At 34.1% G+C, this 14319-nt stretch carries 14 protein-coding genes and 1 pseudogene; 5 read left to right on the top strand and 10 right to left on the bottom strand.

The genetic code is table 11. The features are described from left to right. Window positions 1–771: 771 nt before the first annotated feature. From ACQKMD_RS20405 to ACQKMD_RS20395, 3 genes are all read right to left on the bottom strand, one after another. Window positions 772–930, bottom strand: coding sequence for a hypothetical protein (locus ACQKMD_RS20405; RefSeq protein ID WP_427754285.1), 159 nt, complete (start codon window positions 928–930; stop codon window positions 772–774). An 865-nt stretch (window positions 931–1795) separates the two neighbouring features. Further along, entirely contained in the window at window positions 1796–2401 is a 606-nt protein-coding gene (locus ACQKMD_RS20400) for a histidine phosphatase family protein (protein WP_427754283.1), read from the bottom strand. Window positions 2402–2666: 265 nt separating this feature from the next. Beyond that, window positions 2667–3491, bottom strand: coding sequence for a hypothetical protein (locus ACQKMD_RS20395; RefSeq protein WP_427754282.1), 825 nt, complete (start codon window positions 3489–3491; stop codon window positions 2667–2669). Between the two features lie 312 nt (window positions 3492–3803). Here ACQKMD_RS20395 and ACQKMD_RS20390 point away from each other — a divergent pair, with 312 nt between their 5' ends. Continuing rightward, window positions 3804–4757 (top strand): alpha/beta hydrolase, encoded by a 954-nt coding sequence (locus ACQKMD_RS20390; RefSeq protein WP_427754281.1) that lies wholly within the window; start codon window positions 3804–3806, stop codon window positions 4755–4757. Window positions 4758–4834: 77 nt separating this feature from the next. On the opposite strand, the gene ACQKMD_RS20385 is transcribed toward ACQKMD_RS20390, so the two are convergent. Together ACQKMD_RS20385 and ACQKMD_RS20380 are read right to left on the bottom strand one after the other, a co-directional pair. After that, window positions 4835–5368, bottom strand: coding sequence for a DinB family protein (locus ACQKMD_RS20385; RefSeq protein WP_427754286.1), 534 nt, complete (start codon window positions 5366–5368; stop codon window positions 4835–4837). Further along, window positions 5348–5815, bottom strand: a pseudogene (locus tag ACQKMD_RS20380) (AraC family transcriptional regulator); the annotation flags it as partial. The pseudogene ACQKMD_RS20380 and the gene ACQKMD_RS20385, both read right to left, overlap by 21 nt. A gap of 210 nt (window positions 5816–6025) precedes the next feature. Here ACQKMD_RS20380 and ACQKMD_RS20375 point away from each other — a divergent pair. The 4 genes from ACQKMD_RS20375 (at window position 6026) to ACQKMD_RS20360 (ending at window position 10776) form a co-directional block, all read left to right on the top strand. Continuing rightward, window positions 6026–7414 (top strand): TldD/PmbA family protein, encoded by a 1389-nt coding sequence (locus ACQKMD_RS20375; RefSeq protein ID WP_427754280.1) that lies wholly within the window; start codon window positions 6026–6028, stop codon window positions 7412–7414. Window positions 7415–7417: 3 nt separating this feature from the next. Next, window positions 7418–8761, top strand: coding sequence for a TldD/PmbA family protein (locus tag ACQKMD_RS20370; protein ID WP_427754279.1), 1344 nt, complete (start codon window positions 7418–7420; stop codon window positions 8759–8761). Between the two features lie 468 nt (window positions 8762–9229). Further along, the gene (locus tag ACQKMD_RS20365; RefSeq protein ID WP_427754277.1) at window positions 9230–9784 is read left to right on the top strand and encodes a putative glycolipid-binding domain-containing protein; all 555 of its coding nucleotides are present in this window, start codon (window positions 9230–9232) and stop codon (window positions 9782–9784) included. A gap of 233 nt (window positions 9785–10017) precedes the next feature. Next, on the top strand, window positions 10018–10776 hold the full coding sequence (locus tag ACQKMD_RS20360) for a class I SAM-dependent methyltransferase (protein WP_427754276.1): 759 nt from the start codon (window positions 10018–10020) through the stop codon (window positions 10774–10776). Between the two features lie 527 nt (window positions 10777–11303). Here ACQKMD_RS20360 and ACQKMD_RS20355 read toward each other — a convergent pair. From ACQKMD_RS20355 to ACQKMD_RS20335, 5 genes are read right to left on the bottom strand one after another with little or no spacing between them, the layout of a single operon-like run. Further along, window positions 11304–11729: an OsmC family protein gene (locus ACQKMD_RS20355; protein ID WP_427754274.1), complete on the bottom strand. Its 426-nt coding sequence runs from the start codon at window positions 11727–11729 to the stop codon at window positions 11304–11306. Between the two features lie 20 nt (window positions 11730–11749). After that, entirely contained in the window at window positions 11750–12496 is a 747-nt protein-coding gene (locus tag ACQKMD_RS20350) for an amino acid ABC transporter ATP-binding protein (RefSeq protein WP_427754273.1), read from the bottom strand. Window positions 12497–12508: 12 nt separating this feature from the next. Beyond that, window positions 12509–13150: an amino acid ABC transporter permease gene (locus tag ACQKMD_RS20345; RefSeq protein WP_427754271.1), complete on the bottom strand. Its 642-nt coding sequence runs from the start codon at window positions 13148–13150 to the stop codon at window positions 12509–12511. A gap of 9 nt (window positions 13151–13159) precedes the next feature. Beyond that, complete coding sequence (locus tag ACQKMD_RS20340) at window positions 13160–13981, bottom strand: substrate-binding periplasmic protein (RefSeq protein ID WP_427754270.1); 822 nt, start codon at window positions 13979–13981, stop codon at window positions 13160–13162. Between the two features lie 18 nt (window positions 13982–13999). Next, window positions 14000–14224, bottom strand: coding sequence for a hypothetical protein (locus ACQKMD_RS20335; protein WP_427754268.1), 225 nt, complete (start codon window positions 14222–14224; stop codon window positions 14000–14002). Window positions 14225–14319 lie beyond the last annotated feature (95 nt).

Raw genomic sequence — 14319 nt, 5'->3', positions numbered from 1 at the left:
CGACGTTGACGTGACATAGTAGCACGCTCCTTTAAGTTGGTAGTCTAAGTGTAATAGCCCTTATTTTTTTTGTCCAACTTAGTGTAGCCGATTCAAATATACATACAAAAAAGCTAGGTAACACTCGGTTACTAGTTTTTTTAATCTCTGTTAATCCAATCCATCTTCTCTTTACTTCCCCATTTACTTGATTTCGTAAAACTACTTTAGAGTAATGTAATTCCTTATCATTCCCTCGAGTTTTAACAAAATAAGCAACAAAATATTCATCGATTTCTTTAGTGCCTTCCAATACCTTAATGCCATACCTAATGTTCGGCTTACATCTCTTAAATCTCTCGTTACATTTTATAACTCTTGATCAATCCACGCCCAAAAGCAAAATTCGTTTTTAATGGATCCATATATTTCTTATCTCGCTCTAAGGTACAAAATGTAAGTTCTAAAATAATTGCGTTATGAACATGAACTTGCGGAACTTGATGATTCACTTTTCGGATTACTTGAGTTAATGCAAAATCATTTTCTAAAATGAAAGATCTTATAACATTGTCATGATGTATTTTCTAGGAACTAGTTGGCTTTATTGGATCACTGGTTTGTTACTATTGATCCTTGCTTTCCAATGGATACGTATTTATAGTAAAGTATCAAAACAAATAGATTAGCTCAATGAATAGACAGCTAGAATTCAATTTTTTATATTTTCCATCATAACCACTTAAGGCAAGAAAAAAAGCACCCCGAAGGATGCTAAATAGTTCTTTGGAATTAAGGTCTAGCTGTACAATAGCCTTGACTATTGCATGTTGGTCGATCAACACTTCCGCCTCCACCTTCGTCCTTCACATGAGGTTTTGAGGCTCCTGCACTTGCTGCAGAAGCAAATGATAAACTTAAAACTAGAAGAACACCAGCGATAGAAAACATTGATTTTTTTCTTTTTCATAAATACCAACCTCCAATTAATTATTACCCTACACTGTTAAATTCTACATTAATTAACAAATTAGAATGATTGTATTTTAATTAAAGAAGAGGACTAAGAAACATTTAACTTCGCTAATAGAGAATAATCTATTGTTAAATATAGTAGGGTTTCATTTCTAATTACCTTGAAGTAATCAATTGAAATTGAACTAATTAATCGTATAGTTTATAGTACCTTTTTTGTTAAATATAATTTTTTTATTTTAAGGCAATACCTATTTACCGATTACTTTTAAAAAAATCGGTTATTCTTTTGTATATCCATCTTTTTATAAGGCAATAATTAGCTAAATATAGTTTACTTAAAGGGTGGTATTTTGAAGATATTATTTGTTTTGTCTAGTATTGTTTTTCCTATAATTATGGTTTATCTACAGAATAAAAATAAAATATACTTAATGATTTTTAATATTATCGCTCTTATATCAACCATTATTTTTGGCAGTATTGCATCCACAACCATTTTTCAAATCATTATTGACAATGCTGTATTTATGACTACAGTTCACAAAGTTTTTCTTAATCCCCTGTTCTTAATAAGTGGGAGTTACCTAGGCATATTCATTATTTATAGATTAATGATATTAACATTGGATGAAAGATAATATCTTCATCCTTTTTATATTTTATATCCTTCCAAGACAATTACCTCTGACTACTATATCGTGCCTAGAGTTTATATCCTAGTTGTCAAATATCTAGTTCTCTTATTTAGATCTATCATCATATTACCCAAAAGAGGTGATTCAAATTTCTAATTTCGGCATATTGTCTACTCTTTTTATTATTTTTTATTAAATTATGCCTATTTTAAATTGTTCAGATGTTCTAGGCGATTTGAAAATACTATATGCCTTTGATTATCTTTAATAATCCATTCGTGCAAGCTAGTATCACCACAATGAACAATTACATTTGTATCAAATGGTAGCTTTAAAAATGATTGATATAGTCTGTTTATCATTCCCCCATGGCTAACAATCGCTATTGTAGTATCACCAGGATTTTCAGAAATAACTTTAGATAATATCTTTTCTGCTCTAAATCTAAAATCTAATACAGACTCTTGCTCATAAACAGCGTCATGAGGTGCTAAACCTTCAATTTCAGGATACTTTTCTTCAGCTGCTTCTCTTGACAATCCTGCAATTAATCCATTATTCCATTCCATTAAATCCTCTTCATAAACGATGTCAACTTGCTGTTTATTGCCCAATAATAAAGCTGTTTGAGTAGCCCTTTTCAACGTACTACTATAAATTTTATCTAAATTATAATGACTGTGTATCCATTCTGATAATAGTATTGCTTGTTGTTGTCCTACTTCAGTGAGATCAAAATCAGCCCTTCCTTCATGTACATTAAGAATATCTGCTTCTGATTCTCCATGTCTAATAATTAATAGTTTCATACTTTATACCTCCAATATAATTGGTCTAAAATATTAAATTTAAAAGTTAAATTGTATTTCTTTAATATTTTACACTTAGTTGTACATCGAAATAAATACATTTATGGTAAATGCGATGATCGAACAGGATATATTATTTCCTCAGAAGTCTAATCTTCCACAATATAAAACCTACTTTGATTCGAAAAAACAATTTACTGTATTCAAAATAGAAAAAGACGAGCTTATTAGAATGAGCTTCATCTTTTCTTTATAACTAAAATATTTAGTTTTCGAAAGAGGTAGCAATTTTTAAAGCGTCCATAGGATCTTTTACTTGATCAATGAGATACACTATCTTTTCTTTTTGCCAAGAAATTCTGTTCCCTGAGTGCTCTACGTCAAGATGAACTAGACCATTTGGTTTTGGAATTGGGAGTGTGTTCGTTTCTAAAAATTTTGTTGCTTCTTTTGCTAGTTTTACACCCTGCTTCGATTCCGTTGTTCGTGCACGAGCAGTAAGTGCCCATCTTCCTTCGTTCCAACTTATAAATGCTGAACCTGCCCCAGCATCTTGGTAACCTGATATACCATAACCGAGATCAACTTTTTGTCCCCCGAGATTGCTAAAATCTTCATATGCAATTTGTTCACTCGATTTTGCCAAACTAGCATACTTTTTAACTTTTAATCGAGCAATGACAGTTGCTTGCTGTTTGTTTTTTAGCGCTTTATTATTAATAGCTATCGGCCTATCACTTTCCATAAATACAACTTCATAATAATTAGCTGTTGATTTAGTAGTTGCTGTTAAATGCTTTCCTCTATTTAAAGGTAGTTGGCTTGGTAATATTTTCGATAAATCTGTTTTCAATTGTGTTTTGATGGCCTTTAATACTTCATCTTCGGTTAGAACATTATTCGTTTTACCAACTTCATTTTTGGTATTATAAGTTCCCTCAATTTTATCGTTTTTGTTCTTATCCTCTTTAACTTGAGTATCGCTTTTACTATTCTCAGCATTTGTCTTTACTTCTACCTTATCATTAGAACAGGCAAATAGTAAATTGATAATAACAAGCAGAGATAACACTCTTCCTATCGCATTCATTATTATCTTCCTCCCTTTAACGGATTGACTACTCTTTTATGTTTTACCCTCAAATTCAACAATATAAACGTGTCAAGTTTTTATTTCTTTCTAATTTATGAGAGATATTTCTATTTTAGCATTATCTGTTACATTTTGTTAAAGAGCTATTATTGGTAAGTTATAGAGTCACTACCTATTAATTGATCTTCTAATGTACATTGTATCGACTCGAATTAATTGAATATTTAAAATGAATCTAGTAATAGAATAAAATATCCACGATTTTCATATTAATCTATATCTCTCTATAAGAGAAAGGAGCTTATTAACATGACATTGAAGCCAGAGGTAAAGTTAATTCTAGAGCAATTAGAACAATCAGGTACTTCCCCAATTCACGAATTAAGTCCAGAAGAAGCAAGAAATAGTATTGCTATTGAAGGTTTAGCGGGAGAACGTGTAGAACTGGCAAGCGTTATTAACAAATCTCTTGATACAAATGTAGGAGAAGTTCCTGTTAGAATATACACACCTGTTAAAAGTGAAGAGACTCTACCTGTATTTGTTTATTACCATGGTGGGGGTTGGGTCATAGGAAATCTAGACTCTGTAGATATTCCTTGCCGTCAGATTGCTGCCAATTCGCAATGTGTAATCGTATCCGTCGACTACCGGTTAGCCCCAGATCACAAGTTTCCATCTGCAATAGATGATAGCTATGCGGTTATCGAATGGTTAATATCTAACGCTGAAGAGTTAAACATAGATGCTTCTAGAATCGCAGTCGGTGGAGATAGTGCTGGTGGTAATATCGCAGCAGTTGTTTCATTAAAAGCAAGAGATTTGGGTTTAAATGCAATTGTTCAGCAAGTATTGGTATACCCAGTGACAGATTATAATTTAAAAACGCCTTCTTACTTAGATTACGCAGAAGGTTATTTCTTAACGAAAGATACAATGCAATGGTTTTGGAACCATTATCTAAATAGTGACAGCGATGGTGAAAGTCCATACGCCTCTCCACTGAAAGCAACAAATTTAAAGGACTTACCACCTGCATTAGTCATAACAGCTGAATATGATCCATTAAGAGATGAAGGTGAAGCTTTTGCAAAAAAATTACAAGAAGCGAATATTCCTGTTCAACTAAAACGATACGATGGTGTCATTCACGGTTTCTTTTGGATGGCAGGACTACTTGAAGAAGGTGCAGATGCAATTAAACTAGTATCAAACACACTTAGTAAGGCATTTGAAAAAACAACAAAAGATAGTTTAATTTAATCAAAAATGTACAACTAATACTATAACATCTATAAAAAACAGGAGTTAAGCATGCTAACACAGCTTAACTCCTGTTCTTATTTCATTTGATAATTTTGCTTATACTTACTTTTAAAATACTCAACTATTTGCTTTTTGTGATGGTGATCATGCCAAACAAAACTGCTAATATAGCTATACATTGAAAAAGGCGCCCCTGAATATTCATCAACCTCATCGCCATTTATTTTAAAATGGGCTAAAAATTCGGCATCAGATTTTCCCCTTAACTTGGTTACTAAATCTTTTCTGCCATTAACAAATTGATCGATTAAGCTCATAAAGGTAATACCTGATAAAGCATAGCTAGATGCCTGATCATTTAATTCTTGAAAATCTATACTCTTAATATCAGCATTCTGTTTCATCTTTGGCAGTATTTCTTCTAGTACATATTTATCCCAATATGCTAAATGCGCAATAATTTCAGCTACGGACCATTTATCTTTCGCAATGGGTTTGAAAAAATCCTGCTCAGGATAATCTTTTAAGCTATTAACCCACTCTTTAGCTAGTTCAAACTCAATGATTAACTCATCATTAGTTAGCTTTTTCTTAATAGGTACATACAAATCAACTTTGCACTTACCCTCTGGATCATCTATTGGATTATTCATGCTAAATTCAAGACTAATCTTATCGTCTGCAACGTAGTCACTTTGAGGTATCCAGTCCCAAAAAACTGCTTGATAGGCATTGACTAATTTATCAGGTATATCATAAAACTGATATAGAGCATACAGTCCCCCGGTTATTGTTTTATACTGTATTTCCGAATCTTCTTCTTTTGTAAAATTCTCAGGTAATGTAATACAAGCGTCGTGTCGGCATAATTCTGGTGCTACAAATTCTGGATTATCGAGAGACAATCCTATATAATTTTGAGTAGGTGGAAACAAACTGTTTTTTGCTGCCCACTCCCCTAGTTTCTCCCAATGATCACTGGGTTCAAAATAACTTCCAACATGCCTAATATACGCAACCTCAAAATCAGGAAGACTTCTTAACAAAATATCCATTGTCTAATAACCTCCAAAAATTCAACTAGATATCAAATTCTACATCTGTTAGTATTTTCCTTGTTTATAGCTACATAATTTCAAATTTGCACTAAATTAGCATTATCATTAATAATCATAAAAGTTCAATTTAGAAAATACATAAATTTGAATAAATACCAACCACGAACATCCTCTTTACGATATAATTTAATAAAGGGGGCAAGGTAAATGATCAAACAATCTATCATTGAAAACGTACTTAATGCGGCTCTTTCAACGGGGGGTGACTTCTCTGAAATATTCATTGAAGATAAGTATGTGAATAACATTGAATTACAAAGTAACAAAATAGAAAAAAGTATATCTGGCCGTGATTTTGGAATAGGTATACGTATTTTCTCGGATCTTCAAAGTATTTACACATATACGAATGATATATCTGAAGAAGGCTTGTTACTCGCAGCTAAGCGGGCTGCACTTGCTATAAAAGGCGGCGGAACAGGTACGATTCACCCGCTCCAAAAAGAGATATTTAACCCAATTCACCAAATCGCGCAGATGCCTCAAACTGTAGAACATGCAAGGAAAGCTTTTATTATGAAACAGGCAAATGAAATTGCTAGAAATTATGATGCACGCATTCGTCAAGTTACTGTACGCTACATGGACGAAGAACAAAATATTCTCATTGCCAACTCGGAAGGAAAATTTATTGAAGACACTCGTGTCCACAGTAGACTAGCCATTAGAGCAACTGCTTCAGAAGGTAATGAACTGCAAACTGGTTTCTACGGACCTGGTGCTCATGCCGGATTTGAATTTATGGAAAACCTAGATTTGACTCACTACGCAGGAGAAGCCTCACGTATTGCGGTAACTATGCTAAATTCGGAAGAATGCCCTAGTGGGAAATTCCCAGTAATCATTGACAATGAGTTTGGTGGTGTTATTTTCCATGAAGCTTGTGGACACGGACTTGAAGCCACAGCTGTTGCAAAAAACAATTCAGTTTTCGCAAACCGAGTTGGTGAAAGAGTTGCACCGGAAATCGTCACTTACATTGATGATGGCACCCTACCAAACGAATGGGGTTCTCTTAATGTTGATGATGAGGGTGAGAAAACAAGAAAAAATATCTTAATCGAAAATGGTATTTTAAAAGGTTATTTGATTGATAAATTTAATGCACGTCGCATGAAAACTGAATCAACTGGCTCTTCACGCCGCCAGTCTTATCGCTTCAGTCCAACATCACGTATGACAAATACGTATATCGCTCCAGGTACATCAACTCCAGAAGATATTATCGCTTCAACAGAATTTGGTATTTACGCAAAATATATGGGTGGAGGTCAAGTTAACCCAGCTACTGGTGACTATAACTTCGCAGTTGCAGAAGCATACATCGTAAAAGATGGAAAGATTACACATCCAGTACGGGGAGCAACACTTATAGGAAACGGAGCAAAAACATTGCAATTAGTTGATCGTGTTGGTAATAACCTTGCACACGGCGCAGGTATGTGTGGAGCGATGAGTGGCAGCCTTCCAGTTAATGTCGGCCAGCCGATGATTCGTGTCAGTGAAATTACGGTCGGTGGGACAAAGGGGGAATAAGTAATGAAAATCACTGAATTCCAAGAAAAAGTGCTTCAAAAAGCTATGGATGCCGGCTTCAAAGAAGCTGAAGTATTCTATGAAAATGCTGAATCATTTCAATGTATGATTTTTGAAGGAGAAATTGATAGCTACGAAACATCTGTGGATGGTGGACTTAGTTTAAGGGGGCTTTATAACGATAAAATGGGTTATGCCTATACAGAAAGAATCGATGAGGATTCGATATCATTTTTAATAGACAATGCAAAAGCAAATGCAGACGTGCTTGATGAGGATGATGGAACTGATATTTTTGAAGGAAGTAATGAATATACTAACTATCAACGTTATAGTGAAGAGCTGGCTAATATACAAATCTCTGAAAAGATTGCGTTAATTAAGTCTATCGAAGAAAAAATACGTGCTTACGATCCGCGTATTGTAACACTCGACTATTGTCTACTACAAGATTTCTCGGGAGAGCAATCATTAGCGAACAATAAAGGGCTTTCATTAACAGATAAAAAGAATGGTCTTATCATATTCGTTTCAACTGTTGTTAAAGATGGCGAAGAAATGAAAACAGGTGGCTTCATGAAAATGACTCGTGATTTCCATTCGCTTGATGCCGATGAAATTGCCAAAGAAGCTGCAGAAGAAGCATTATCCAATCTCGGTGAGAAGTCCATTCCTTCTGGAAAATATCCTATAATAATGCGACATGACGCAGCTGCTTCATTACTCTCAATATTCGCACCTATCTTCTCCGCAGATAACGTGCAAAAGGACCAGTCACTTTTAAAAGGAAAAGTTGGGTCACAAGTGGCATCAAATTTAGTGACAATACTCAATGACCCATTCCACCCAGAGGCAATGTCTGGATCAAATTTTGACGGAGAAGGTGTTGCTACAAGAAAACAAGCTATTATTTCAAATGGAACTCTTGAAACATTGCTCCATAACCGGAAAACGGCAAAATTAGAAGGCTGCGAAACAACAGGTAATGCACAAAAAGCATCTTACAAAAGCACTCTCACTATCGCACCGCAAAATATGTATATTGCAACCGGAGAAAGGACTTTGGAAGACTTAATCACATCAGTATCAGAAGGTATCCTTATAACAGCATTGTCTGGCCTACATTCTGGAACGAATACAATTTCTGGGGATTTCTCCGTTGAGGCTACGGGTTTCCATATTAAAGACGGTAAGATTGCTTCTCCAGTTAAACAAATGACAATCGCCGGGAACTTCTATGACTTGATGAAGGATATTAAGGAAACGTGTTCAGACCTTTACTTCCTGCCAGAAAGCTACGGGTCCCCTTCCCTACTAGTTAAAGAACTTTCAGTTACGGTTGATTAACAAGCATATGTATAGAAATATCAGGTGAGCATGTAGACAGAAAGAGTTTGGGCAATCATACCTTTCACACGAATATAGGTACCTATTAAAATAGCAAAATTCATTGGTCCACACAACATTATTGCTGTGGACTTTCTTTGTATTTCACCCCCTTTAAAATAAAGAGTTCAATAATTCGTATAAAAATTTTATCTTTGCAATTGCCACTCACTATTTCCTATAGTAGCAGCGTTAATATAATGTTTTTTTGGAACATCAATTTGTGAGTATATTGTCTCCTTTTTCTCTTTAAAGTAGCAAAATTATTATTAAAGAAAAATGAAATTAAAGGATAGAAATCTTAAATATTCTTTTATTTAATAAGTTGCTTAGAATCCATAGCATCTTGAGATGACTGTAATTTTATCAAGCACATTTTTTAGTGTTGAACTGCAAATTAAGAGTTAAATATTTTGGAGCTGATAAATAATGAAAAAATCAATGGTTTGGGAAAATAATGAATTCTTTGGAATTGAATATATGGAACTATCTTTTCTAGATAATAAGATAGATGTTGATAGTACAGTTATTAGTATAGAAAACAATATACCTTACAAAATTAATTACAATATTTCATTAGATACTGACTGGGTAGTCAAAAAATTACATATAGATATTGGGGATTCCAACAAATCTCTTAAGATTTCATCTAACGGTAAAGGACAATGGTTCGATATAAAAGGGAATGAAATACACGAATTAGATGGCGCTATTGATATCGATATATCATGTACTCCTTTCACCAATTCCCTGCCAATTAACCGATTCGAATGGGATCATAATACATCTAAGAATTTTGAAATGGTCTTTATTTCCATTCCGGATATGACCTATAAAAAAGTGAAACAAAGCTATACCTTAATAAAAGACACAGTTGATAGTAGAGAGTTTCAATACAAAAGTGGTACATATGAAACCAAAATTGAAGTTGATATTAATGGACTAGTTATAACTTATCCTGGAGTATTCACAAGAAAATTTTAGGTTTATTATTTTACTAATTCAAGTACTACAATAATTGCAAGAGTTTTCCTTCAACTAAATGGAAAGGAATTTTAATAAATTGAGAGGAAGTGAACTCATATAAATGAGAATTATTCGAGAAAAATGCTTGGTGCAGTTTAATCTGATAGCAGATTGTTCCAAGCATTAGAAAAATGCTATCAAACACTGCACCATTTCGCATGTTATGAAAATAATGAATTGGAGTGGTAATTATGAATTGGGTCGATTTGAAGAAAGAATGGTTATTAGAAGAACAATACAACTTCAAAGGTTGGGATTTTTCTCACTTAGCAGGTCGTTGGGAAGAGGAAGAACTTCCATGGGATTATAAACGGGTAGTTTTAGATTATTTAAAACCTGAACATCAATTATTAGACATGGGGACAGGTGGAGGAGAATTCTTGCTTACTTTAGGTCATCCTTTTGAAAATACATCAGTCACAGAAGCTTGGGAAGCAAATGTAAACCTATGTAAAAATACACTTGAACCACTTGGCATTTGTGTACAACAAGTTTTTGAAGATACACAATTACCGTTTGATGAAAATTCATTTGATCTTATCATTAATCGTCATGAAGCTTATGATGTACAGGAGATTAAACGCCTATTAAAGCCCGATGGCATTTTCATTACGCAGCAAGTAGGTGGGAAAAATAATGAGCTTTTATCAAAATTTATTTTCGGGAACTTTCAAACCGATTATTCAGATTTGTGTCTTCGAAACGAAATGAATAAGTTTGCTTCACATAATTTTATACCGCTGTTTAAGCATGAATATTTTCCTTATCTACGTTTTTTTGATGTTGCTGCAATTGTCTATTATGCTAAAATTATCGAATGGGAATTCCCTGGATTTACGGTAGAAAAATATTATGATAAATTATGCTTGTTGCAAAAGAATTTATTAATAAAAGGCTATCTTGAAAGTTTTGAACACCGATTTTGTATCGTCGTAAAGAATAATAAATAATTTTAGTTACGAACATACAACCGTGAAAAAGCTGTTTAATTTGTAAAAATACATTCAAATACAGGGGCTTAATTGAAAGTTTTTTCTACTGAATTAAACAACTACAATTTAAATAACTCTAAGAGCCGTACTATATTTCATCCGTAGAACGGCTCTTAGTTTTCATATTAAAGTTAAATGAATTTATTATCTCAATTCTATATACTTCTTTCTGATATACAGAAAAAACTTCCATATACGAAAAAAGGCACTCAGAATGCTCACATCCTGAATGTCTTTGTTATTTTATATATTTTGGTTATTTAAGATTTTCTATTATAGATGAAATACTCTTTGGTGTTAACTTATATTCCGTTTTTGAACTTTTTAGATTTTTTATCATTATTATTTTCTATTATCTCAAAAGATTTGTTTATATTACATGTGTAGCTGATTGAACCGAAGATGGCGACTACTGCGGGAAAAGCGGGACATTCCAAGACCCTGCACGAGCATAGCGATGAATCGACTTGGCGGCCACCGTATTCTTATTCAGTTATCTCAACTTCCTCACCATTCAACATTAAACGATAAGTAACATCTGCTTTCAAAGAAGCAGAAACTGCACAATACTTCTCTTCTCCAAGCTTAATTGCACGCAAAACTTTTTTTGCATCTATGTCACCTTTTACATCAAACAATAAAGTTGCTGCTGTGAAGGCTGTTGGGAGTTCTTCACGTCGTTCACCGTCTACTGTAATTTCGATAGAATCTATTTTATCTAGATGTGGTTTTAAGATCATAGTGACATCAATTCCGATACACCCTGCTAAAGCACTGAGTAGCATTTCTGTTGGTGTTGGAGCCTGGCCTTCTCCTCCGTAGTTAGCAGTAGCATCCATTTTCATAGGGTATCCTGTTGCACCTACTGCTTCAAAGGCACGTCCACCTTGCCATTTTGCTTTTACTTGCATTATGATCAACCTTTCTTCTTTTAAAATTCGTTTACTTTTGCTAAAAATTTCTGAGCACGTTCTGTAGAAGGTTGTGTAAAGAATACTTTTGGTTCTGCATCTTCGACAATCTGTCCATCTGCCATAAATAATATACGATCCGCTACATCTCTTGCGAATTTCATTTCATGTGTGACAATGACCATCGTCATACCCTCTTCAGCAAGTTCTTTCATTACCTTTAAAACTTCTCCGACTAGTTCGGGGTCTAATGCAGATGTGGGTTCATCAAATAACATGATTTTAGGTTCCATTGCAAGAGCTCTTGCAATGGCGACACGTTGTTGCTGACCACCTGATAATTTTGAAGGATAAGCATCTTCCTTGTCTTGTAATCCGACACGCTTTAATAAACGAGAGGCCAATACTTTTGCACTTTCTTTAGATTGTTTCTTCACAATAATCAAGGCTTCCATAACATTTTCGATAACCGTTTTATGTGGATACAAATTGAACTGTTGGAACACCATTCCTGTATCTTGTCGTATGGCATGAATAGTTCTTTGGCGTATCTTTTTCGAATCTGTTGCTTGTAATAGATGATTATTAACCGTAACACTACCACCTGTAATTGTTTCAAGACCGTTTAAACAGCGCAAAAAAGTACTTTTCCCTGAGCCACTTGGTCCAATGACAGCAACAACTTGATGGGCAGGAATCGTCAATGAAATATGTTTTAAAACTTCATTTTGATCGAAGCTTTTTGACAAGTCTTGTATTTGTAACATCACGTTCCCCCCTTAGTAAACCGATAATCTTTTTTCGACTTTATTTAATATAAATGTAAAGACTGTACTCATAATCCAGTACATCAATCCAATTGCTAAATAGAACGGCATATATACATAATACTGTGCTACAAGTAGCTGAGCAGAACGCATAAGCTCCGTTACCGCAATGACTGATACTAATGATGTTTCTTTTAACATACCGACAAATGTGTTACCAAGTGGTGGAATGGCATAGCGAATCGCTTGTGGAATAACTACACGACGCATCGCCTGTGCTTCAGTCATCCCTGTTGCAAGTGCCGCTTCTGTTTGACCTGATGGTACAGATTGAATTGCACCACGGAATGCCTCAGAAACATAGGCACCAATATTAATACTTAACGCAATATAAGCAGCTGTTAAAGCATCTAACTCGACCCCATAATCTACAAGCCCATAATAGACAATAACTATTTGAACAAGTGGTGGTGTACCACGAATAATCGATACGTAAACTCTCGCAATTCCGTAGAAGAAACGATTGCCCTTAATGCGAGCAATCGCCGTTATTAAACCGATTATTAAGCCAAAGAACATTGATACCACTGTAATTAATAGTGTATAATAAGCACCTTTTAGTAAAAAAGGAAGATTATCAATAACTATATCCATCTAATCTTCCTACTTTCCTAAATCAGCTTTTGGTTCTTCATCAAACCATTTTACGAAGATTTCTTTATATGTTCCATCTTTTTTCATGTCAGTTAATGCTTTGTTCATCGCTTCAACTAATTCTTTATTGCCTTTTTTCACTGCAACTGCTGCTTGGTCAGATTTAATCGGTTCGCCGACAGCTTTCACTTTAAAACCATTTTTTTGAATGATTGGTTTTAAAGCATATACATTATTAATTGTTGCATCTACACGACCTGCTGCTAAATCTTTTATCGTTGTGATGACATCATCATATGTGTTGATTTTGAAGTCCCCGACTTTTGGCATTAATTCATTTCGTAAGAATGCTTCGTCATTTGTACCGAGACCAACACCGATTTTTTTACCTTTGAAATCTTCTACTGCCTTAATAGAAGTATTATCCTCTTTTACAATAACTTTCACATCATTTGTAATATATGGTGCAGTAAAATCAACTTGTTTTTCACGATCTGGTGTAATCGTTACTTGGCTTAGTAAAGCATCGAATTTACCCTTTTGTAATCCCGGTATTAATCCCGAAAAATCTTGTGCTACAAATTTTGCTTTTACATCTAAACGTTTTGCTAATTCTTTCGCAATATCGACATCAAAACCATCATATTCTTTATCTGAATTCATGAAATTATAAGGTGCATACGTTCCCATAATCCCTACCGTCATTTCACCTTTTTCTTGAATTGCGCTTAAAGTATTTTTATTACTTTCTTTTGTAGCACTATTACCACAAGCTCCTAACATTAATGTAGCTGTTGCAGCTAAAGCGAATAAAATTTTACCTTTTTTCATTTTATTTTCCTCCTTTAATTACATACCAAACAGGCCAAAAAATTCAAATTGAACAGTTTTCTCAACAAGTTGTTCCAACTCCAATTGTTGCCATACTTCATCATTAGATTGAAACAACCATCTTGACAATACGCCTTCCAATAAACTCATAACAAAAACTGAATGTAATACTGGATCTACTGGACGCGGTAGCATTTTCAATGCAGAAGCTCTTCGAATATTATTTGTAAAAGCTTCTTGCATCTCTTTTCTTACCTCCAGTCAAGTAATTTTGAAAGAATTTTATTGGAATATATGATTTTGATTTAGGTGGTAGGGGTACCCCTACCACCTAAATC

Source organism: Viridibacillus sp. NPDC096237, from assembly GCF_050278625.1.
Taxonomy (GTDB): Bacteria; Bacillota; Bacilli; order Bacillales_A; family Planococcaceae; genus Viridibacillus.
The sequence above is the reverse complement of the archived record's forward strand: the minus strand, read 5'-3'. Positions and strand labels throughout refer to the sequence as shown.